23 protein-coding genes, 1 tRNA gene and 3 pseudogenes are annotated in these 20,454 nt (G+C 34.8%); 11 read left to right on the forward strand and 16 right to left on the reverse strand.

Annotated elements, in window-relative coordinates; all coding sequences use genetic code 11:
* Positions 1-1,142 precede the first annotated feature (1,142 nt).
* Positions 1,143-1,985 carry a peptidoglycan-binding domain-containing protein gene (locus D1092_RS01450; protein ID WP_120121866.1) on the reverse strand — a complete coding sequence of 281 codons (843 nt, stop codon included), beginning with the start codon at positions 1,983-1,985 and terminating at the stop codon, positions 1,143-1,145.
* A 912-nt stretch (positions 1,986-2,897) separates the two neighbouring features.
* Between D1092_RS01450 and D1092_RS01455 the strand changes: the two genes are divergently transcribed.
* Both D1092_RS01455 and D1092_RS01460 read left to right on the forward strand, forming a co-directional pair.
* Complete coding sequence (locus D1092_RS01455; protein WP_120121867.1) at positions 2,898-3,272, forward strand: DUF5330 domain-containing protein; 375 nt, start codon at positions 2,898-2,900, stop codon at positions 3,270-3,272.
* A gap of 107 nt (positions 3,273-3,379) precedes the next feature.
* Positions 3,380-3,790, forward strand: coding sequence for a SufE family protein (locus D1092_RS01460; protein WP_120121868.1), 411 nt, complete (start codon positions 3,380-3,382; stop codon positions 3,788-3,790).
* A gap of 107 nt (positions 3,791-3,897) precedes the next feature.
* Here the strand turns inward: D1092_RS01460 and D1092_RS01465 are convergent, their stop codons facing one another.
* On the reverse strand, positions 3,898-4,335 hold the full coding sequence (locus tag D1092_RS01465) for a Ros/MucR family transcriptional regulator (RefSeq protein ID WP_120121869.1): 438 nt from the start codon (positions 4,333-4,335) through the stop codon (positions 3,898-3,900).
* 847 nt (positions 4,336-5,182) lie between these two features.
* On the opposite strand from D1092_RS01465, the gene D1092_RS01470 reads away from it, so the two are divergent.
* The gene (locus D1092_RS01470; RefSeq protein WP_120121870.1) at positions 5,183-7,276 is read left to right on the forward strand and encodes a S9 family peptidase; all 2,094 of its coding nucleotides are present in this window, start codon (positions 5,183-5,185) and stop codon (positions 7,274-7,276) included.
* A gap of 81 nt (positions 7,277-7,357) precedes the next feature.
* Here the strand turns inward: D1092_RS01470 and D1092_RS01475 are convergent, their stop codons facing one another.
* A complete protein-coding gene (locus tag D1092_RS01475; RefSeq protein ID WP_120121871.1) occupies positions 7,358-7,960 on the reverse strand; it encodes a superoxide dismutase in 603 nt (200 codons plus the stop codon).
* A 670-nt stretch (positions 7,961-8,630) separates the two neighbouring features.
* On the opposite strand from D1092_RS01475, the gene D1092_RS01480 reads away from it, so the two are divergent.
* Positions 8,631-8,705, forward strand: a tRNA-Gln gene (locus D1092_RS01480).
* Between the two features lie 76 nt (positions 8,706-8,781).
* Here D1092_RS01480 and D1092_RS01485 read toward each other — a convergent pair.
* The 8 genes and pseudogenes from D1092_RS01485 to D1092_RS01520 form a co-directional block, all read right to left on the reverse strand.
* Positions 8,782-9,825 (reverse strand): tyrosine-type recombinase/integrase, encoded by a 1,044-nt coding sequence (locus D1092_RS01485; RefSeq protein ID WP_120121872.1) that lies wholly within the window; start codon positions 9,823-9,825, stop codon positions 8,782-8,784.
* A gap of 2 nt (positions 9,826-9,827) precedes the next feature.
* On the reverse strand, positions 9,828-10,079 hold the full coding sequence (locus D1092_RS01490) for a hypothetical protein (RefSeq protein ID WP_120121873.1): 252 nt from the start codon (positions 10,077-10,079) through the stop codon (positions 9,828-9,830).
* Positions 10,080-10,191: 112 nt separating this feature from the next.
* Positions 10,192-10,815, reverse strand: coding sequence for a lambda exonuclease family protein (locus tag D1092_RS01495; RefSeq protein ID WP_120121874.1), 624 nt, complete (start codon positions 10,813-10,815; stop codon positions 10,192-10,194).
* Between the two features lies 1 nt (position 10,816).
* Positions 10,817-11,580, reverse strand: a pseudogene (locus tag D1092_RS01500) (ERF family protein).
* Between the two features lie 77 nt (positions 11,581-11,657).
* Positions 11,658-12,029, reverse strand: coding sequence for a hypothetical protein (locus D1092_RS01505; protein WP_120121875.1), 372 nt, complete (start codon positions 12,027-12,029; stop codon positions 11,658-11,660).
* 9 nt (positions 12,030-12,038) lie between these two features.
* Complete coding sequence (locus D1092_RS01510) at positions 12,039-12,551, reverse strand: hypothetical protein (protein WP_120121876.1); 513 nt, start codon at positions 12,549-12,551, stop codon at positions 12,039-12,041.
* 91 nt (positions 12,552-12,642) lie between these two features.
* Positions 12,643-13,056 (reverse strand): hypothetical protein, encoded by a 414-nt coding sequence (locus D1092_RS01515; RefSeq protein WP_120121877.1) that lies wholly within the window; start codon positions 13,054-13,056, stop codon positions 12,643-12,645.
* A 226-nt stretch (positions 13,057-13,282) separates the two neighbouring features.
* Positions 13,283-13,879, reverse strand: coding sequence for a S24 family peptidase (locus tag D1092_RS01520; protein ID WP_120121878.1), 597 nt, complete (start codon positions 13,877-13,879; stop codon positions 13,283-13,285).
* 85 nt (positions 13,880-13,964) lie between these two features.
* Here D1092_RS01520 and D1092_RS01525 point away from each other — a divergent pair, with 85 nt between their 5' ends.
* The 5 genes and pseudogenes from D1092_RS01525 (at position 13,965) to D1092_RS01545 (ending at position 16,820) form a co-directional block, all read left to right on the forward strand.
* Positions 13,965-14,276, forward strand: a complete 312-nt coding sequence (locus tag D1092_RS01525; RefSeq protein ID WP_120121879.1) for a helix-turn-helix domain-containing protein — start codon at positions 13,965-13,967, stop codon at positions 14,274-14,276.
* A 65-nt stretch (positions 14,277-14,341) separates the two neighbouring features.
* Positions 14,342-14,821, forward strand: a complete 480-nt coding sequence (locus D1092_RS01530; RefSeq protein ID WP_120121880.1) for a crossover junction endodeoxyribonuclease RuvC — start codon at positions 14,342-14,344, stop codon at positions 14,819-14,821.
* Positions 14,811-15,950, forward strand: a pseudogene (locus D1092_RS01535) (hypothetical protein). Before D1092_RS01530 ends, D1092_RS01535 begins: the two are co-directional and overlap by 11 nt.
* Positions 15,934-16,314, forward strand: a complete 381-nt coding sequence (locus tag D1092_RS09605) for a hypothetical protein (RefSeq protein WP_174767378.1) — start codon at positions 15,934-15,936, stop codon at positions 16,312-16,314. Before D1092_RS01535 ends, D1092_RS09605 begins: the two are co-directional and overlap by 17 nt.
* Positions 16,315-16,511: 197 nt before the next feature.
* Positions 16,512-16,820, forward strand: a complete 309-nt coding sequence (locus D1092_RS01545) for a hypothetical protein (RefSeq protein WP_120121881.1) — start codon at positions 16,512-16,514, stop codon at positions 16,818-16,820.
* A gap of 38 nt (positions 16,821-16,858) precedes the next feature.
* Here the strand turns inward: D1092_RS01545 and D1092_RS01550 are convergent, their stop codons facing one another.
* Together D1092_RS01550 and D1092_RS10070 are read right to left on the reverse strand one after the other, a co-directional pair.
* The gene (locus D1092_RS01550) at positions 16,859-17,152 is read right to left on the reverse strand and encodes a HigA family addiction module antitoxin (RefSeq protein ID WP_034988160.1); all 294 of its coding nucleotides are present in this window, start codon (positions 17,150-17,152) and stop codon (positions 16,859-16,861) included.
* 16 nt (positions 17,153-17,168) lie between these two features.
* Positions 17,169-17,451: pseudogene (locus D1092_RS10070) on the reverse strand (type II toxin-antitoxin system RelE/ParE family toxin).
* Between the two features lie 191 nt (positions 17,452-17,642).
* Here D1092_RS10070 and ssb point away from each other — a divergent pair.
* Both ssb and D1092_RS01565 read left to right on the forward strand, forming a co-directional pair.
* Complete coding sequence (gene ssb / locus D1092_RS01560; protein WP_120121882.1) at positions 17,643-18,086, forward strand: single-stranded DNA-binding protein; 444 nt, start codon at positions 17,643-17,645, stop codon at positions 18,084-18,086.
* Positions 18,087-18,140: 54 nt separating this feature from the next.
* Complete coding sequence (locus D1092_RS01565; RefSeq protein WP_120121883.1) at positions 18,141-18,626, forward strand: hypothetical protein; 486 nt, start codon at positions 18,141-18,143, stop codon at positions 18,624-18,626.
* 208 nt (positions 18,627-18,834) lie between these two features.
* Here D1092_RS01565 and D1092_RS01570 read toward each other — a convergent pair whose 3' ends face one another.
* The 3 genes from D1092_RS01570 to D1092_RS09770 form a co-directional block, all read right to left on the reverse strand.
* Entirely contained in the window at positions 18,835-19,446 is a 612-nt protein-coding gene (locus D1092_RS01570) for a hypothetical protein (protein ID WP_120121884.1), read from the reverse strand.
* 273 nt (positions 19,447-19,719) lie between these two features.
* The gene (locus D1092_RS09765) at positions 19,720-20,190 is read right to left on the reverse strand and encodes a 6TM ABC transporter family protein (protein ID WP_241440200.1); all 471 of its coding nucleotides are present in this window, start codon (positions 20,188-20,190) and stop codon (positions 19,720-19,722) included.
* Positions 20,141-20,428 (reverse strand): 6TM ABC transporter family protein, encoded by a 288-nt coding sequence (locus tag D1092_RS09770; RefSeq protein ID WP_241440201.1) that lies wholly within the window; start codon positions 20,426-20,428, stop codon positions 20,141-20,143. The genes D1092_RS09765 and D1092_RS09770 overlap by 50 nt, the downstream gene beginning before the upstream one ends.
* Positions 20,429-20,454 lie beyond the last annotated feature (26 nt).

The following is a 20,454-nucleotide window of genomic DNA, read 5'->3' on the forward strand; positions in this document are numbered from 1 at the left end:
GCTTTTTATAGGCGGGGAGAACTATGTAGATAAAAAATTAAAGCGAAGATATGCTTTTTTTATGAATCATCTCAAGTACCAAGAACTGTTGAAACATTGACGGTAGGGACAGTGTGTAATGATGCCAGCTTGCTTCTTCATAAGTCTAAAGATGATAGTGCACAGTGGGATTGCTATTATATTATTAGCGGGCATTATTGTAAAATGGGCCTGGGTAATTTGAGCGATGTTTCTTTTAAAGAAAGCCCCCTGAATGGCAAAGTATATTCCGTTTGGGACGTTTTGTTTTACGTTAGAGGATATTCCAAAAAGACACGTGATAAATAAAAGCGTGAGGCAATACTCTTCATTCTTTAAAAGAAGGAAGGGTTTTAGATGTCTTTGAAAGCCGTAAAGCTAAATGAAAAGAAAATGACCAAGATGGCAAATGATTTTTATTCTTAAAACTTTTATGTTCTGATCAAATTAAGCTGACTTCCTATTTTAAGACATTACCCAAACAGAGATATACGCGCTTGCACCCATTTGGCATACAAAGGCTATAAGTAGATAAAGTGCACCTTAGCCTTTATCTCAAACATGCAATTGAATGAGGATTTAAATGTTGATTGATAGGCCACAACAAAAGCGCGGGCTTTTTTTTAGGAAATAACACCATAAAATATAAAACTTTTTCAATAATGGATTGGAGAAATATGCCGGCTTTTTATAAAACATTTTGCAAAACAATAGCCATAATATCACTAGCTTTTCGTCTCCTTATTCTTACAGGTGTTCGGACATATTTTTACGTTATATTCACCAAATCAAATTGGCAGTATATGAATCATTTCTGGCTCAAAAATATGAGAGGAAGGCGTGATGCAACAACAGCGTTTCGTGTTTTTTATCATTAGAAGTAATAAAAACTTTAAAATAATGTCCTTTGCTCTCTTACAATGTTTTCTTTTTTCAGCAATCGGTTATGATCCATTTGCTAGCAAATTGTATGGCTCAATATATAATATATAAGAAAACCATTCTGATTATTTAATATAAAAAGATTTCCGGTAAAGAAAAAATTTTATATTCGGGGGAGTGAAAAAAATGATCAATTATCACTATCAATTAAGAAATTATTTTTATAATACAGGCGATTATCTTTAATTTAATAAACCAATTTCACGCATTTTCATTAAAATTATGGGATTAATTTTTCCTGTGATAGGAAGATCAAACATTTTTTGAAACTGTTTTAAGGCTTCTATGGTTTTTTGATCCTCTATTCCTGTGACAAGAACTTCCTCATGACCAAAATTATGTAAAGCTTTTTGCACCTGTAAAATATCTTCAATAGAAGGCTGTAAAGTAACTTCTTTCACATTTGTTATATTTTGTTTTGTTGTGTTATTTGCCATTTCTATTTCGCTCTGTTTAATTAATATCGCAATTTCATCTGTTGCGGGACTGGACAAAACATCATTTTGCATTTTTTGAGTAGCTTGTTGTTTCCATAAAGCGATAGCACGCTGTGTTTTAGGTCCATCCAGTCCATCTAAAGGTCCATCATAAAGCCCTAATTTTGCGAGTTCTTTTTGCTTTTCCAGCATGCTTACTGATTGATGGGGAAAAGGTGGATTTGTGTTGTGATGACTTGAAGAATTTAATGAAGATACATGAGAGGATTCTTGTGATTTTGATTCTTTTTCAGATAGATTAGAACTTTTTCCTATATTTTGGGTAGAAGAAAACTTTATTTGAGTAAAAATATTTTTATGTGGTGTCATTTGCAAAAATAAAGCATTAAATGAAACAACTAAAAAGCTAATGCTAAAAAGAATAGAGCCAACAAAAAATAAAGTATTTTTTCGTGTATAGAAATAAAGAGTTTTTGCTATCCAAAAAATAAAATAAAAAATTATCAGAAGAAGAGTGATAACAATACTATTATGGTATTTACGATGTTTTACAGTTTTTTTTCGGGATGTCTTTCTCTTTGTTGCCATTATTTTTTGGTTTTCAATTTTATTAATTTCATATTTTACAAATCTTTAATCTGTATAAGAGAGCATTAAATGATTAACACTCAAGACCCTATAGTATTTTCAAACGAGCATTATCACATTTAATCATCTAAGCAATAATGCTACGTTATTCTTCATTTTGGCACATATGTTTGCCTATTCTTTAAAATCAAGTTGAGAATATTTTCCTATAACGCTAAAGCGATGATAGCCATTATCATTCTTTATAGCTTACATATAGAGAGTTACTTATCCGTAAACGATTTGGTAAGAGAAATTTCCTCTTAATGGTATTATATCTTGGCATAAATTCCTTCTATTCATATTCACTTATTTTTATAAGTATCAATTAAATTGATGTTTACAATATTATAAAAAAATCTTAGCTTGAGATGAAATCGTAATATATGCCTCTATTTTTTATATTTCAGCGACATGTTGATCGTATTTATGATGTGTCAGTAAAAGTTTTATAGACAGTATAAATATCTTATCGACACGAGAGCCAGAATAACAGAGTTTCCCCTTTTTAACCCTTGTCTTATCGCTACATTTTCTTGTGGAATAAAAGGCTATAAAAGTGTAAGGTGTACATTTCTACGCCTTATGCACGATCATGATTATGTATCTTATTTTTTATCATAGTTCCTTATATAATAATCCTCTAACTATATGATATTTTGTATGATTTTGGTGTTATTTTTTGCCGAATAGAAATATATCCCACTTTTTTATACAGTGGCATCATATCATATTTATAAAAAAGCTAATGATATAGGCCCAATAAATGAATACTAAAATTTATAAAAAATTCATTTTATAAATTTTTTATAAAGATGCAGTGTGTAAAATACCTCTTTTATTGCCTTTACCACTGCGGTACATTAATTGCTCATGATACGTTTTTTAATTAAATTATCATTTTTTTTGTTTTTTGTTTTTGTTATTATTTCATTTTTTGTAGCAAATCCAGGCACTAACCATTCTTCTAACTCAAAAAATAATGAGACAACAACAAGCGATGTAATTATTGCGTTTAAGGAAGCTTTAAATGATTTAGGAACATTTTGTGACCGGAATAAAGAAACTTGTAAAGTAGGAAAGTCCTTTTTAAGTTTACTTGGCGAACGCGCATATTACGGTGCAAGAGCTGTTTATGAATACTTAGGGCATATATTAGGGAATAAAAATAATATAGAGATTTCTCCTAATGTTTTCCAGGAAATGGAAATAAAAGAATTCTTACAAAACCATACAATGCTATCTTAAAATAAGAATTTTTAACGTTCTTCATATTCATTATGTTAGGAGAATAAATATTTATCTACCAATAAATATATTCAACATAATTATTAAAAGGAAACAGGACTAAGATAATGGCGGAAACAATCGATAATATTATAGAAAACTTTTCGCTTTTAGATAATTGGGAAGATCGTTATCGTTATGTCATTGAGCTTGGCCATGAATTGCCACCTTTTCCAGAAAGTGCTCGAAACGATGCCCACAAAGTTCCTGGTTGTGTTAGCCAAGTGTGGCTTTTATCGTCACGTAATAATTCAGAAGATCCAATATTAACGTTTCAAGGTGATTCTGATGCCCATATTGTGCGCGGACTCATTTATATTCTTTTGGCTTATTATTCAGGAAAAAAAGCTTCTGAAATTCGTAACTCTGATGCTCAAGATCTCTTTGAGAAACTTGGCTTAAATGAAAATCTTACACCACAACGATCCAATGGTCTGAAATCAATGATTAAACGAATCCGTAAGGAAAGCTATATATAATTTCCTTTCTACAAGCTGCTATACACACAAAAACTTCACAGAAAATGTGCACTCTAAAAAACAACTTTATATAAATTTATATAGGAACTATTTTTCAAAAAATATGATTATTTAGCTTTTTTCCGTTTGCTTTTGCGTCCAAGCCCCATCTCTTTGGCTAAAGCTGATCGTGTTTTTGCATAATTAGGCGCTACCATAGGATAAGAACTGTCTAATTGCCATTTTTCACGGTATTCCTCTGGCAACATTCCATAATGTGTCATGAGATGACGCTTGAGAGATTTAAATTTTTTCCCATCTTCAAGGCAAATGAGATAATCAGGAAATACTGAACGCTTTGGATTAACGGCAGGCCTTTGTTTTTCAACTTCGACTTCAGCTAATTCTAGATTCCCTGCTTTACGAAAAGCAGCATGGACATCAGCAATCAAACTTGGCACTTCAGTCGGTCGAATAGAATTATTACTCACGTAGGCAGCAACAATATCAGCAACCAATGTAATAACTAAATTGCTTTCAGTCTCTAAGACTGCACGATGTTCCATTCTTGTTTCCTTTAATTTAAAATCGAGTAATTCAAAATCGAGATATAGTGCATATACTCATAATATAAAGATCTGATGCACATAAGTTTCATATTGTACAAAAATCTTTTTTGTCAATTCAATTATTCTATAAAATTACCAAAACACAAAAAAATCAAATAAATACCTCTTTTTTGTCATAATATACAATAAGAAAAACGAAATTCTTACATGTTAAAAGATAGTTTTATTCTATAATAATATCATACATAATATATAATATATCACAAATATAAAAAAAATATAAGATAAAAATTATTTATTTTTTTGAGAATGTAAAAATAAAATTAAAAATTATAAAAATATAGTATATAAAATATTAATTTTATTTTAAATAATTATAATTTTTAAAATATTATTTTGTGAAGGATAAATTTATTTTTATAATTTATATTTATAAAATTAATAATAAAAAATAAACTATATTATAAATATGACAAAATACCATTGCTTATATTATTAATATAGACCTTAAAACATGAATAATACTTTTTTATTTTTTTCATTAAAATGATATTTTTATATATATTTGTTATAGTCTGTAAAATTATACATCTATACTGTATCAAAAAAATCAATTCTTTCTCTTTTAAATTAATTGTCTTACTGTCACTTCCATTATAAAAGTGGTATTTCTCCCTCGAAAACAATAGCTATGACAGCTAATGAATAGAAGGGTATTAATTGTATAAATGATCGCGATGCTATTTTTGCGAGTGCGTCGGAATTATATTTTTATACTTGCATCAATAATTGTGATTCTAACATATAAACGAAGCTATTAACATATTTAAATATAGGATTGTGTATGACCCGCACTTTTACAATTCCTCCCAAAGCATCTAAAATCACTCATAAGGAAATACATCATGGTATTCTTCGTGATGATTCCTATCATTGGTTACGTGCACCTAATTGGCAAGATGTTTTTAAAAATCCTAACTGTCTTGATCCTAATATTCGACATCATCTCGAAAAAGAAAATGCTTATCAAGAGGCTCAAATGGCTGATACAAAGCCATTAAGAGATTTGCTTTTTACCGAAATGAAAAGCAGGATTAAAGAGAATGATAGTTCCGTTCCTATAAAAAATGGACCTTTTTCTTACGGATTTTCTTATGTTACCGGAGGGCAACAACCACATTATTTTCGGACACCAAGAAATGGTGGAGAAAGACATGTTTATCTTAATGGTGATCTATTAGCTGAGGATAAAGAATATTTCAATTTTGGTTCAGTCCAAGAATCTCCTGATCATAGGTATGTTGTGTGGACCTATGACAATAAAGGATCAGAATTTTATACAGCTAAAATTCGTAATTTAGAGACATTATCTGATTTTACGGACACCATAGTTGACACATCTGGACAAATTGTGTGGGATGCTCAATCTGAAGGTTTTTTCTATACAAAGGTGGATGAAAATCACCGTCCTTCAGAGCTCTATTATCATCGCTTAAACACGGATCAATCACACGATAAACTTATTTTTCGTGAAGATAATCCAGGTTTTTTCTTAAATGTAAGCGGCTCTAAGCTTCATGATGTTATTTATATCAATATTCATGATCATGAAACCTCAGAGATCTGGTTAATTCCTGCTAATGCGCCTCTTAGTGTTCCTCAATGTGTACGAAAACGGCAAAAAGGTGTTGAATATTCACTTACAGAAGGCGGTGATGTTTTTTATATTCTTACGAATTTAGATAATGCAAAAGACTTTAAAATTATGGTTACACCGTATTCGGATCCGCAATCAGAAAATTGGTCAGAGCTTGTATCCCATCAGCTTGGACGTTTAATCCTATCCCATGATGCATATCAAGACTTTCTTATTTGGCTTGAACGTTTTGAAGGGCTTCCTCGTATAAAAATTATGGAGCGTACAACGAAACAAATCCATTCCATTGCCTTTGATGAAGAGGCTTATTCTTTAGGTCTGCAAGGTGCAGCGGAATATAATAGCCAGTTCATTCGCTTTTCTTATTCATCAATGACAACGCCTGATCAAGTATTTGATTATGAGGTAAAAAGTCGAAAACGGATATTATTAAAGGCGCAAATAATCCCCTCTGGCCATAATAAAGATGAATATATAACGCAGCGTATTATGGCCACCGCAGAGGATGGTGAAAAAATTCCCATCTCACTTTTTTATCATAAAAATACACCCCTTAATGGTTGTGCACCTTGTTTGCTTTACGGTTATGGTGCTTATGGGATTTCTATACCTGCCAGTTTCAATAGTAATGCCCTCTCTCTCGTAAACAGAGGTTTTATTTATGCTATTGCCCATATTCGCGGGGGTAAAGAAAAAGGGGTTGAATGGTATGAGAAAGGAAAGCATCTTTTTAAATATAACACATTTACCGATTTTATTGCTTGTGGGCGCTATCTTGTAAACAATAAATTCACAGCCCATGATCGGCTTATTGCACATGGTGGTTCGGCAGGAGGCATGTTGATGGGGGCGATTGCCAATATAGCACCACAGGATTTTGCTGGGATTATAGCTAATGTACCTTTTGTTGATGTTTTAACAACGATGCTTGATGCTTCCTTACCCCTAACGCCCCCAGAATGGCCTGAATGGGGAAATCCTCTTGAATCACAAGAAGATTATAATCTTATAGCTTCTTATTCTCCCTATGATAACGTCAAAGCACAAAAATACCCCCCTATGCTTGTGATCGCAGGGTTAACAGATCCTCGTGTAACTTACTGGGAACCTGCAAAATGGGTAGCAAAATTGCGTGAGTTAAAAACAGATGATAATGCAATTTTATTGCGTATTAATATGGATTCAGGCCATGCTGGTGCGGCTGGACGTTTTTCAAAGTTAGAAGAAGTTGCTTATATCTATGCATATATTCTAAAGATAGCAGGAAAAGATCGTTGCTAATCTATAATATCTTCATTTGTCAGTCCCTATAATTTATAAGGTTATAGGGACTGATAGACGCTAAAAAATTATCTAAACAGCTTACAATCCGCAATCTTCATAAAGTTTTAAAACATAATCCCAATTGATCAAATGATCCACGAAAGATTCGAGATATTTCGGACGAGCATTGCGGTAGTCAATGTAATAGGAATGTTCCCACACATCCACACCTAGAATAGGTTGAGCATCATGAACCAAAGGATTTTCACCATTCGGCGTTTTCATAATTTCAAGCTTACCATCTTTAACAGCAACCCATGCCCATCCAGAGCCAAATTGAGCACCAGCAGTAGCAATAAAATCAGCACGGAATTTGTCATAGCCACCTAGATCAGATTCAATAGCTTTTGCTAGTTTTTCAGGTAGCTTTTTACCACCACCATCTTTTTTCATCCAATGCCAAAAATGGTTATGATTGTAATATTGCGCTGCATTATTAAACAAACCAATATTTTTTCCAAAACTTTTTTTAACAATCTCTTCAAGGCTTTCATTTTCCAAGCCTGTGTCTTTTATAAGGTTGTTGGTATTGGTAAGATAAGCGAGGTGATGCTTATCATGATGATATTCAAGTGTCTCGCGTGACATATAAGGCGAAAGAGCATCGTAATCATAAGGCAATGCAGCCAATTCAAAAGCCATTTAAAAATCTCCTCGATTCTAATTGTTAAGCTCACTCCAAGAATCTAATTTGCCATTTGCAGCATCTAAAAGCAAATGTTGGATGCTTTTATATATGTTAATTAATTTTAATGTCTCTCTTTTTGTAAAAATTCTCAGCTTATTAGTGTGTTATGGTGTTTACAACAGTATATTAAGTCATATTTTTAAAAAAGACTTTTCAATGCACTTAATTTCATTTCATAGCGCTATTCATAAATATAGCATATAAAATCATTGGATATTATCATCTTTACGTTTAATGAAAGAGCAGGGCGGGTCATCATACACTTTGCTAACCTCCAATGTAGCAAAAGTTTTTTAATTGAGAAAGATGAGATTTGAATATATCAAAAAAAGCAAAGCATATGCTCATTGATTACAGACATAAATGATAAGATTTTCATTTTCTGTTTTTAAGAAATTAATAAAAAGAGCAAAGTAAGAGAAAAATAATTGATGGATAAATGGTTGTGACTTGTGCTAAAAGAATAACTGTCTATTCGTTTCTGTTGGGAATTTGTATCGTTGCGTATCGTACAAGGTGTAGAGACTTTAATAATAAAAAAGTAAGATCTTTTATTTTCAGATATTGCGTCTCTTCATAGGAATCGCTATAAGGTGCAAAAAACGGCTGTAAAGCATATTTTTTTGGGGTATAGCCAAGCGGTAAGGCACCGGTTTTTGGTACCGGCATTCCCTGGTTCGAATCCAGGTACCCCAGCCATACTTTAATGAAATCAATGAGTTATCAGAAAGTACGGGAATTTTATTTCCGTTGATTCCTTTAACTTATTTTCTGTCTATCCCGAACCTTTTTGAAGTTTTTTAATTGCTTCTATTGCGAGACGTTTGCGATCTGCGCTTTTTGTGTAAAGAGATGCCATGTTATCTTCTGTCCAGCCAAATAGTGCTTTCATTTGTGAAACTGTAGCACCAGCATTAGCTGCGCGGGTGGCCGCTAATTTTCGCAATCCATGCGCTGATTTTTTAATACTTGCTGCATTACAAGCTTTACGAAACAGATTACCAAAACTTTCTTTAGTCAGTTTTTTACCTTCTTTTCCACAAATAAATGTTTCATTACCTATAGGACCAATTTTAAGAGTTTCTGCTAATTCAGGTAAAATTGGTAAAAAAACATCTGTTTTAAATTGGCTCTTTTCTGTTTTGAGATGAATAATATTATCTTTAACATCTTTCCAGCCAATGCGAACGGCATCACCACGGCGTAAACCCGTATACAAAAGGACGTCAATCCATACACGTTCATGAGTACCGACAGACCAATGATGATAATATTTATCTATATCTTCTTCTAACCATGGGGTGAAACCTTCTGCGTTAAAGGATTTTGGCGGTTTTATGTTAAAAGCGGGGTTTCTGTTTAAAAGAGCATTATCAACCGCCCAATTAAAAAGACCGTTTAAAGCCGTTAAAAAGTGTCTTGCAGCTGCGGGAGTATTGCGTCTTCTTTCTACAGCATCAAGAATATGTTGTTTTTCTATACTTTTATAGGCGCGATTACCAATATGTTTAGAAATATTATTTAGAATTCTATATTTAACTTTTTTCGTTGACTCTGATTGATTATGCCATTGCATGCTTTGTAAATACTGATGTAATAACCAATCGAAAGAGCCCTCTACAAGTCTGTTTTGTTTTGTTTTCTTGGAGGTGCCATTTTGCGCTTGCTTAAGGGCAAGTGTATAATTGTCAACGAATTCTTGTGTTCCGTAAGTTCCTGCAATCCGAACCCGTGGTCCATGACCAATACGTACATACCATATGATTTTACCATTGCGTGTACGTTCAAGAACAAGATATGGTGGACGACGCTTTGGCATGGTTAGAATTCTATGCCGTCAACAGAGGGGCAAGAAGGGTGATTACTACATTCTTCTTGTTCATTTTCAAGAGGAGGAAAATCTTCAATACTGTAAGCATTATTCCTTGTTGTTGGTGATGTTATAGTTTTATTGATATGAATTAATAATTCTCCAGTAGGTTTTATTTCTACAACCTCTGCGCCTTGTTTTTTGGCTTCTCTTAAAGCGCGCGCAATGGCTGGTTGTGTTATGGTAGGTGGGCGGTGTGCCATGTCAGTTCCCCTTAAATTTAGCTGCAATTCACCCGTGTTGTGAATCATGATTTTTTTTGAAAATTGTGGTAAGAGGGTGGGGGTGCTGGGAGGAGAAAGCACCCCCATAACATCAAGCGGCTTTCGCTAAAATCTTTTGCATCTCTTGGTCTATTTCTGCTAAAAAGATTTCGACCGCTTGATTGATTTGTTCGATTTGTTCTTCATCACGATTGATGCGTTTGATCTTCATTCTCAAACCAGTGGATTTGCCTACAAAGTTTGGATTATAGCTCATGAAATCACACCATTTGCGCCCCGTACAAGCCATTTGAAATTGCATTTGTGCGTAATATTCTGACTTGATATTGCCATCTATAAAAAAGCGTAGATGATTTGATGATTGTGGGCATTTAATCTCAATTAAACCGTCCTCACCAATAAGCCCATCAGGACTAGCACCAGCCATTTGGATTGTAGGATGTTGAATGAAACCACACCTTGTGACCTCTGTATCATAAATGAATGCATATTCTCTCAAGGGATCTTCTTCATAGTCAATGCCCCATTGCATAGCGGGCGTTATATAAGATTGGCTTATTTCTTCTGTTAATCGCTCTGTCATAAGTTTTATTTTGTAGTCTTCATATTTGCTTGTAGGCATTCCCTTGGCTGTTTTACTGAGTACGTTATAAACGTTTGAAGCGGTGACTTTACCTAAACGGGCTTGAAACCATTCTGCTGTTCTTTGTTCCATTTCACACCGCCTTTTGTTGCTCTTGTTGTGCTTTATTCATTTGAGAGCGTTTCTTTTTTCTCAAAGCAAACAAAACGGTTTGGGCTTGTTTAAAGACATCTGTGTGAGATTTTTTACGCCTATAAAAGCAAGAATATCGTTTTCCTTTGTTTGTGTATGTTCTATTAATTCTTTGATTTCATTCATCTGTTCAAAAGAGATACCAGCAAGAATTGTGGCTCCATCTGTATCGTCTTCTTTTCTTGCTACATTAAGAAGCATGCCTAGCAGGTATCTTCGTGCATAGGTAATTGTAGAGCCAACCGCTTGTATGCTGTTTTTGCTCCCTGTAGCGTCAAAGGGAAATGTTCCTTGTGTTGATATTTCATTGCCAGATATATGCTTTAAAGTCATTTCTACGGTTATACCGTTTGAATTCTGTTCTTTGATCTGAGAAAACAAGGCAAAGTGATGTTTTGTAAGAGTTTCCTTGATTGCATCAATATATTTATCAAGCGTTGTATAGATACTTTTAGTATGTGTATTAAGGGCATTTTGTTCGATGTTTTTATATTCCATTTGCATAGCAGAAAGATCACGGACAAAGTCTTGGCGCTCTTGTCGTTCTATCTCCTTTTCTCGCAATTCGAGAAGGCTCTTGAGACGCTCCAGATCAACATCACTTTGTAAGGCTCTTTCTAAAATAAGTTCCATAGCTGTAGAGTTGGTTTCACAAGTATTTGTTTTTTCCATTAATTCCGTTTGTGTGGTACTTTGTTCATTCATCTTGATTTCCTCCATTTAAAGCGCAACTCACCCGTGGCGTGAATCACGCATGTGTTAAAAGTTGTTTTGTTTGGTTGTTAAAAATTGAATTTCAGAGGCGGTATGATGTCATCAACTTCTAATATTGATATAAATCTACGTCCATCATTAGACTTAAGTGCAATAAAGATTTTTTCTTTAGCATTAGAAAATCGTTCTATTTCAAATCCAATACATCTAAATACTTTGCTTGCGTATGATGCATATGTACATCTAGGTGTGTGATTTGATATCATTTTCTTAAAATTATCTTCACCTAAAAGGTCCTTCATGACGTCTTTAGGAATTATGGTATCTACATAGGGGTCACCTTCATATCCAGAGATAGTTATACAAAGTTCTCCGGGGTTTTGATCACTTCTCACAACTGTCTGTACACACCAAGTAGGTTTAATTTCATAGCTATACATGATTACCCCCTACCTTAAAACGGTGTCGTTTCCGGATACTTTTGTATTTCCGGTTACTTTAGCACTATCACAAACAATAGAACCACCAAACACACGAGCATTACCAGAGACCTCTGCGTGACCGCCAACCGTAGCTTTTTCATAAACATGCGCTCCGTCATAAATCTTGGCTTCACCAGTAACTTTAGCCTTTCCAAAAATACGAACATTAAAAGAAATTTCTGCAAAGCCAAAAACTTTGGCGTCATTAAAAATTTCTGCATCATCATAAACAAGGGCATTCCCATAAATCTTAGCATTGTCATAAACCTTGGCATTATGATAGATACGTGCATAATCATAAACCCGGGCATTATTAGCAATCCAACAGTCGTCTTCATGGTTTAAGTTCCTTTCATGTTCAATAAAGCCACCTAGGTCACCAGTCTTAATATCTCCAAAGTCTCTTAAAGCACGTATGCGGTGGAGAGTGTGACCATCAACTTCGATTGACTCATCTGTTAGTTCATATTTCTTTTCCATGATTTATTTCCTTTAAGTTAGACTCTCCCTTTGCCGCTCTTGAAAAGAACGGCATTGGTTTGTGTGATAATTTTTTGAAAAAGGGGTGTTTTTAGAAACGTGACGTATAGCTTGGGTAGTTTGGAAGGACATTCCAAGGAGTTAAACGGTGCTGTTGTTCATAAGTACCGTAGACCTCATCATTATATCTTTCTTTTGCTAAATCATCTAAAATTTCATTGTAGATATCACTTTCGCGTATAAAGTAATGAACCTTGCTCTCCTCATAGAGATGTTTGATATTTTCTTCTACATATGCGTCTGCAATTTCTTCAGAAATGTCTTCACAACTATTTTCAGAAGGATTTATACGAAAGATTTGGATAACATCATCTACCCCATTAACAATGCTTAGAATTTGACTTGCATCAAGCGGTCCAGATTCTGCAATGTGTTCATCTCTATCGAAGTAAACTGAATGAACTAAGAGAATTTCATTAGAATTTATGAGAATTGGCTTTTCCATAATTTCCCCTCCCTAACGCCTAATAGCGATTGTTTGTGTTAATTTATGGATACTAATGTAGCGTATTTAGGAACTTATGTAAACATAAATGTAACGATTTTAGAAACTTTTTATATAAATATAAAAAAATCACTTAAAAAATTAAAGCTGTAATCACTAAAAAAGAGGGGGATATGCTTAGAATAGCTAGAGCTTTAATAATACAATTTTATTGGGTTTAAATATTCTAAAATCTTGGTGGTTTTATCCAGTCTATAGGTGCCGCCCAAACTAATGCAATATCTTTTATTTCTGGATATAATCTATTTAAACTCTCTAAATTAAATAAACCAGGTTTACTACCGTGTTTTATTATTTTGACAAAACAGCGTCCATCTTGCGTATAGACAATTGCTTTTTTATTAAGAAGTAAACTTGGAGAAATGTTTTCTGAATAAAATAAAATAGATTTATCCTCAATGAAAGGTTCCATTGAGTCGCCCTCAACTTTTACCGCGTATGTATCTTTTGTAATGTATGGGGGGATTTCTACTTCTTCAAGCCAACCGTCTTCGTAGGGGATAATTTCTGAACCTGCTCCTACATAACCCATTAAAGGTATAGTTTTTTTTCGTGGAAGAGGATATTTTGTGATTTCTTCAATTGCCATACCCTCTTGCATACTTATTCCTCGTTCACCCGTTAGCATTTTATTGACGGCAGAGCGATAGATAGAGCGCTGCATCTTCTCACTTAGTTGTCTAGCAAGCGATGATTGAGACAATCCAGATTCTTGTAAGGCTTCACTTAGCCAAATTTTCATAATGTTATTCATGGTTTCCATTATATCTTTATTAGAAAAAAAATCTTTTGTGGTTTTCGTTACATTATCTATTGATTTTGTACCTAAATAAGCTACAACGCGAATTATGAAACAATTTTATGAAATAATAAATCTGTTAGGTGGGGTTCGTAGAGTATCTCAGTTGCTCGGAGTTCATAGAACACGTGTGTATGCCTGGCTGCGTCCTGTATCAAAAGGTGGAACTGGTGGGAGAATTCCGACAAAACATATCCCAATTCTTTTAAATGAAGCCAAAAGAATTGGAGCACCGATTAAGGCAGAAGATTTTTTCTCGTTTTTTTATGGAGGGCAATCATATGAGACTATATCATCTCAAGCATCTGCTTTCACACCTGCTTCTAGAGATAATAACGAGCACCAGCAGCACAATTTTTAAAAACTCAATCATACACGCTCTGTCATGATGCACGCATAAACACACAACAGCCTTAAGGGGGGATTATGATCACGCATGCACAAACTATTCTCTGTCTTGATCTAGGGACCAAGACTGGCTGGGCTATATGCGGTGCTGATGGTCACATAACAAGCGATACAGAACATTTTCAATCGCGCCGTTTTGAAGGCGGTGGTATGCGTTATCTGCGCTTTAAGAAATGGCTTACTGAACTAAAGAGGTCTGTTGATGAAATTGATGCTGTGTATTTTGAAGAAGTACGCCGGCATGTGGGGACTGATGCAGCGCATGTTTACGGTGGCTTTCTAGCAACTTTAACGGCTTGGTGTGAACATCATCAGATACCGTATGAAGGTATTCCAGTTGGTACGATTAAGAAAGCGGCAACGGGGAAGGGGAATGCTTCAAAAGAAGAAATGATTAAAGCGGTGCGTGCAAAAGGGCACGCGCCTAAAGATGACAACGAAGCAGATGCTTTGGCAATTTTATATTTAAAGAAAGAAGGGGGCACACATGTCCAGTAAAATACCATGGACAAGGCTTTTTGCTGATAAATGGATTTTTGATCTCACTTATTTGTCTTCTATTGAAGGCAATATATATATGAGGTTACGGTTGCAAATGCTTCACACTGGTAAGCCTCTTTTAAATAACATTAAGGTTTGGGCTAATTATACTGGTTACTCAGTAAAAACATTTGTCAAAGCATTAGACGTTTTACAGAGCACTGGTCATATTATTCGTTTAGCAGATGGTCGTTTATGGAATCTAGATGTTGAAGCAGAATTAAATGATAGCGTAGGAAAATCAGAAGCGGCATCAAAAGCTGTTAGTGCTAGATGGAAAAAGTCTAAAGAAAAAAACGTAAAGTGTAGTACGGAATCTATACAACATAAATACGGAAATGATACGGATTCTATACGGAATGAATACGAAAGCGATACGGAAACGATACCATATAACATTAACAATAACAGTTATAATAAAAAAACTAATACTATCGTATTAGCAAAAAAAAGAAATTGGTTCTGAAAATTTAGAAACAACCGATTTGGTTGAAGAGCCAACAGAAGATGATGCTCTCAAAAGCCAATCAGAACAAATCGAAATATCATCAAAAAACCAACCTCCCATTCACGAGCAAGAAAGCGTTCCGAAAAAAGCAAAACGTGCGAAAGCTAATCGAGGTTGTCGATTGCCAGATGATTTCGAACCCGATTACGATTTTGCCATTGCAGAGGGCTTGCCTCCAGAGCGTATCAAGGTCGAAATCGCAAAGTTTCGAGATTACTGGCGTTCAAAAGCTGGAGCAAATGCAACCAAAATCGATTGGCAAGCAACGTGGCGTAATTGGGTACGCAAGGCGGTTGATGATTTAGAAAAAACACAAACAACAATGGTGGAAACAATGAAAACTTTTCAAAAGATCAAGGAACTCGTGGTGGTACCGGAGAGACAATCCGTAACCTTATCCGTGAAGCAGGATTTAGTGAATCCACTTCAAAACATTGCACGACAGATGGCGCAATACGTCACAAGGGAGTATCCATGGGCCTTGATCAGTGGCGTGAAATTGACACCAGCTCTAGAGGAACAAGCTTTCGAAACTTATCAGACAGTTCAAAACTTACTTACCTTGAAAGCGTCTGTTGAAGACATTGCTGAGGCTCTTGATGTGCTTGAAGGTGGCTTGACAATGCAAAAAGTTTCCAATGCACAAGCACGTGCAAAGGCTTATATCGCTGCTCTTAACGGCATTTCACTCTGGTCTTTATTGCAAGCTGTTAAAAATCTTATACGTGGAGAAGCCAAAGGCATGTCAACAATGTTTGCCCCTTCATGTGCTGATCTTGCACAGTATTGTCGTGATTTAGAAAACGGACTTTCTGGAGCTGCTGAGAAAGTTTTTATAGCCATTGAAAATACACGTAACAAGGCATTAGGTGGTAAACGCATTTCATTCATGAGAATAGGCGAGCCTAGTGAAGAGCATGATAACAATTCAAAAGCAGCCTAAAAACAGCAAAGTAGTGAAAAGTGCTGATCATTTTGGGAATAGATATGCGTTTAAATCAATAAAATAGCACCGTACAGAGCGATTTTGGATTTTTATGATAAAAAACATCCACAATATAAAATGCTCTGTACGGTCCAATTTGAGGTAAATAAATCCATTGGTAAAGTTATGGATTTAGATAAGGAATATTAAATCAGATGTTCTTAAGAAACCGTAAATCAAAACAGCAAAAAAAAATTATAGCAACGGTGGTGGGGCATGTACCATGGGGAGATGGAGCAGCAGAGTATTTTTACAACCTCTACGAATATGAAGATGGCAGGAGAGAGTGTGAAAAGTTTGATGGCGGTCAGTATTACGAAATACCTAAGAATGCGGATTTTAGTACCAAAGCGCAAGTGAAGGCATGGATTTACGGTGGTAATTTGCCAAAAAGTGTATTGAGTTTTGAACCGTTAATAGACGAGTTAAATGAAAAAATCAAAAAATTATCAAAGGCTATTTGATGTGTTTTTGAAAAATCGATCAAGCCAAGTCTTAACTGCTAAGGATGGCTTACTTGTTCTAAAGACGAAATATCCGGTATGGGGTTATTATGTCGTGCTTGCCATAGATCATGTTTTTGTTGCAATTTAAGCCAAAATTCCGCATCATTTAAACCAGCCTTTTCTAAGCGTAAAGCAAGGTTAATACTAATTGCAGCATGACAGTTTAAAACACGTGATAAAGTTAAACGTGCAACGCCGAGATGATTTGCAGCTTCTGTTACTGTTAGACCTAATTCATCAAGCAATTCTTCTTTCAAAATGCCACCAGGGTGTGGGGGATTGTACATCATAATAACACCTCAAAAATCAATGGTAATCTTGGTAATCAACCAGTTCAACGTCTGTTCCAATGAAACGAAAAGTAACACGCCAATTTTCATTGACATGCATAGAAACCAATAACCCTTTAAATCGCCTGTAAGTTCGTGGAGACGATAGGATCTAATCGTCATTTGTTCGGGAGCAAATATCGTATCTAAAATTGCCAAAATGTTAGCTAGTTTTTAGCATGTGCATGTTGTATTCCTTTACAGATTCCTTTTTCGAAAAATAACTTCAAGCCTTTATGCTTAAAACTAACGATTGCCATATATGACCCCTTTTGTTACTTGATACGATACACCATACGCGTATGTCAATCGATTATTTATTAATTTGTTATGTAAACATAATTTTATATGTTAAAAAATAATAATATCCTTTTGAAATTATTTAATAAATAATCAAATTATTCTAGGATTTTATACGTTTTAAAGTGCAAATCAAATGGAACTTACAAACATGTTGAATAAAGTGATCTTAATTGGCTATTTAGGGGCAGATCCTGAAAGCAAAACAATGAATTCTGGTGCTGAAGTTGTCAATTTTCGGTTGGCGACGTCTGAGAGCTATACGGATAAAAATACCAATCAAAAAGTAGAGAAAACAGAATGGCATTCCGTGGTGGTTTTTAATCCACATTTGGCAAAAATTGCGCTTCAGTATTTACACAAAGGTTCAAAAGTTTACGTAGAAGGCAAATTACAAACCCGTAAATGGCAAGATAAAAACAGTATTGACCGCTTCACAACAGAGATTATCTTGTCACAATATAAAGGCGAATTGCAGTTGCTTGATGCAAAAAAAGAGCAATCCACTCCTTCACCCATTACTTCTCAAAGTTATGCTATCGCTTCAGGTGCCTCCGATTATAGCATATCTGCTCATGACAGCATGCCGTTTTGATTTAAAGATATAGCAAAAAGAAAAAAATGTGAGTTTCCATAGATGAGGGGATGTATGAGAAAGCAAGATGCTTACATTTCACAAGTAACAGTACGTCAAGATCCTGTTAATCAATTGGCAATTGAAATGCGTGCAAAGCGCTTCTGCTTGACCATAGAAGAGGCTAAAAATCCGCTTTCTGGTACTTATGTTGGGCGGCTGTGTTTAAAAGGTGTGCTTACCCAAGAACAGTATGATGCTGCGCAAAAATATCTTGAAGTAAAAAATGACTATTCGTGTGCAAAAGGTTTGCCAAGCGCTGTGTATGATGAAATACCATCATCTTCTGATGAGACAGCAAGAGAAAAATGGGTTGAATTTGCAACAGAACAGTTTTCTAATATGCAAGAGGCGATAAAAGAAACACAACATCTCTATAGACAGTATAATCTTTATACGTCTTTACAATATCTTGTTGTAGAAGATCAAACATTGCCACATCTTGTGAATTCTTTGCAAATTGCTCTGAATGCTCCCCAGAAATATTTTGACAAAAAATAAATGGTAAATGTTTTATGGAGTTTTTTGTAATATGATGTGAAATGTTTTTCTGTACGTCTCTTAAAAACTAGGAAAATAACTTATTCTGTGTGCAAAAAGCCCCCTTTTTATTTCTGAAGAGGTGGGAAGATAGCTTAGCTTGAACGATTAGCTGTTAACAAACTGAAGCCAAGGCTGGTTTTTCACAAAAGTTTATAGCTATGTTGGTTTAAAAGTGATCATCTAAGTAATTTAAATGTTTGAATTTCTTTTTTAATTTGTCCCGTTCTTCAATTGCTTCATCTCGCTCTCTGATAGCGTTGTCACGGTCTTTTATCACTAAATTATAAGAATTAACTAGATTATTATGAGTATAATATAGCTTTTTATATTCTCTTGATACTAGAAGCTTATCTAGAAGCTTATATAGATAAACAAAGAAAATTATTATCATTAATAAAGTGTTTGTTGAGACTTTTAAAAAATGAAGGATAGCGAGGCCTATTATGAGTAAAGTTAGCTCTTCAAATCCTATATGCCAGAGAAACCAAAAGAAGAGGGTGGGCAGCATACAGGCAAGTACGACTAGCCCTTCATCTGGAAATTCATAGAGAAGAACTCCTGTAAATATTATCGCTATAAATATCAGTATGCACGTGATATGAATATCCTCCTCTTCTATTTCATAGAAGCGTATATACCATTCATATCTTGAGAAGATTATGAAGAAAATAGAAACAATCGACATTATTATCAAAGCTCGAAGTCCTCGAGGACCTGGTACAGACAGTATATTAATTATTTCTACTATTGCGCCCAAATATATTGATATTGGTTCCATAGTTTCCCCCCTTTTTAGCAGTTCTCAGTCATATAATTGATTCGTTTAGATGAGACAATTACGAGATTTTGGCTATTAAAGATACTAGATTTAGGCAATAAAATAAAAAAATATACAATATCGTGATTTTTTGTTGACATGGTGTAAATAATGGTGTTTTATAGCGCTGCTGTACTGGTCGAATTGCGTCCAAAATTACAGTAGATCGTTTCTCGTTAAAATCCTTTTAAATGATATGATCGTTTAGAGCCCTGCATTTGCGGGTTTTTTTTGTTATCTGGAGAAAGTATTTGATGACAGCAGAAAATACAGAGGTGACTTCGCAGCCAAAAAGAATGCCACCGAAAGCAGGGCAAGGTCAGGTAAAAGGTGTTTCTCCATAAGAAAAACAGATATTTTTAGCTTCAAGTTGAGGATTTGTGGTGAGTTGAAGGGGGGGGCTTCTTCCCATTCTGAAGGTGCGTTAAGAATATCACCCAAACGAAGACGAGAGATTTTCAAATGCTGCCATTCTTCCCACAGGGAGGCAAGGCTTAAGATAGGACCAGAAACATTGCCAACGAGAAGATGAAAAGCAATAAGTTGTCCTAGTGTGATTTGATTTTGCAGCACTGCTTGGGCGCCAAAAAAGATGATAAAAATGGTGAAAAGATCACCAAAAATATGGCTTAAAGCCCCATTTAAAAGATGAAATTTACTGGTCGTAAGACTTTGATCGAGGCTGCGGGCTAAAGTTTCTTGCATACGTATTGTATGAGCAGATTCTTTTTACGTGTGCTTTGATGGCTTCAAGATTGGTAAAGCTTTCAATAAGGCGTGATTTATGGGCGGCTTGCAGAGTGAATGTACGGCGTAATTGGCGGCGTAAAAAGGGATCAACCGATGCCAAAGAGCCCATTTGTAAGGAAAAAATGATAAGAACAATAAAGGTAAGTTTCGGACTAATGGAAGAGAGTTCAGCAAGATAAATAATGGCAAACAAAACATTCAGGACAGTTGTGGCGATGG

Origin of the sequence: Bartonella krasnovii (genome assembly GCF_003606345.3) — a bacterium.
Lineage (GTDB): Bacteria > Pseudomonadota > Alphaproteobacteria > Rhizobiales > Rhizobiaceae > Bartonella > Bartonella krasnovii.

Coding starts and splice junctions, on each gene's coding strand:
- D1092_RS01450 (WP_120121866.1), bottom strand. CDS start 1,985: ATGGCAACAAAGAGAAAGACATCCCGAAAAAAAACTGTAAAACATCGT.
- D1092_RS01455 (WP_120121867.1), top strand. CDS start 2,898: ATGATACGTTTTTTAATTAAATTATCATTTTTTTTGTTTTTTGTTTTT.
- D1092_RS01460 (WP_120121868.1), top strand. CDS start 3,380: ATGGCGGAAACAATCGATAATATTATAGAAAACTTTTCGCTTTTAGAT.
- D1092_RS01465 (WP_120121869.1), bottom strand. CDS start 4,335: ATGGAACATCGTGCAGTCTTAGAGACTGAAAGCAATTTAGTTATTACA.
- D1092_RS01470 (WP_120121870.1), top strand. CDS start 5,183: ATGACCCGCACTTTTACAATTCCTCCCAAAGCATCTAAAATCACTCAT.
- D1092_RS01475 (WP_120121871.1), bottom strand. CDS start 7,960: ATGGCTTTTGAATTGGCTGCATTGCCTTATGATTACGATGCTCTTTCG.
- D1092_RS01485 (WP_120121872.1), bottom strand. CDS start 9,825: ATGCCAAAGCGTCGTCCACCATATCTTGTTCTTGAACGTACACGCAAT.
- D1092_RS01490 (WP_120121873.1), bottom strand. CDS start 10,079: ATGGCACACCGCCCACCTACCATAACACAACCAGCCATTGCGCGCGCT.
- D1092_RS01495 (WP_120121874.1), bottom strand. CDS start 10,815: ATGGAACAAAGAACAGCAGAATGGTTTCAAGCCCGTTTAGGTAAAGTC.
- D1092_RS01505 (WP_120121875.1), bottom strand. CDS start 12,029: ATGTATAGCTATGAAATTAAACCTACTTGGTGTGTACAGACAGTTGTG.
- D1092_RS01510 (WP_120121876.1), bottom strand. CDS start 12,551: ATGGAAAAGAAATATGAACTAACAGATGAGTCAATCGAAGTTGATGGT.
- D1092_RS01515 (WP_120121877.1), bottom strand. CDS start 13,056: ATGGAAAAGCCAATTCTCATAAATTCTAATGAAATTCTCTTAGTTCAT.
- D1092_RS01520 (WP_120121878.1), bottom strand. CDS start 13,879: ATGGAAACCATGAATAACATTATGAAAATTTGGCTAAGTGAAGCCTTA.
- D1092_RS01525 (WP_120121879.1), top strand. CDS start 13,965: ATGAAACAATTTTATGAAATAATAAATCTGTTAGGTGGGGTTCGTAGA.
- D1092_RS01530 (WP_120121880.1), top strand. CDS start 14,342: ATGATCACGCATGCACAAACTATTCTCTGTCTTGATCTAGGGACCAAG.
- D1092_RS01545 (WP_120121881.1), top strand. CDS start 16,512: ATGTTCTTAAGAAACCGTAAATCAAAACAGCAAAAAAAAATTATAGCA.
- D1092_RS01550 (WP_034988160.1), bottom strand. CDS start 17,152: ATGATGTACAATCCCCCACACCCTGGTGGCATTTTGAAAGAAGAATTG.
- ssb (WP_120121882.1), top strand. CDS start 17,643: ATGTTGAATAAAGTGATCTTAATTGGCTATTTAGGGGCAGATCCTGAA.
- D1092_RS01565 (WP_120121883.1), top strand. CDS start 18,141: ATGAGAAAGCAAGATGCTTACATTTCACAAGTAACAGTACGTCAAGAT.
- D1092_RS01570 (WP_120121884.1), bottom strand. CDS start 19,446: ATGGAACCAATATCAATATATTTGGGCGCAATAGTAGAAATAATTAAT.
- D1092_RS09765 (WP_241440200.1), bottom strand. CDS start 20,190: ATGCAAGAAACTTTAGCCCGCAGCCTCGATCAAAGTCTTACGACCAGT.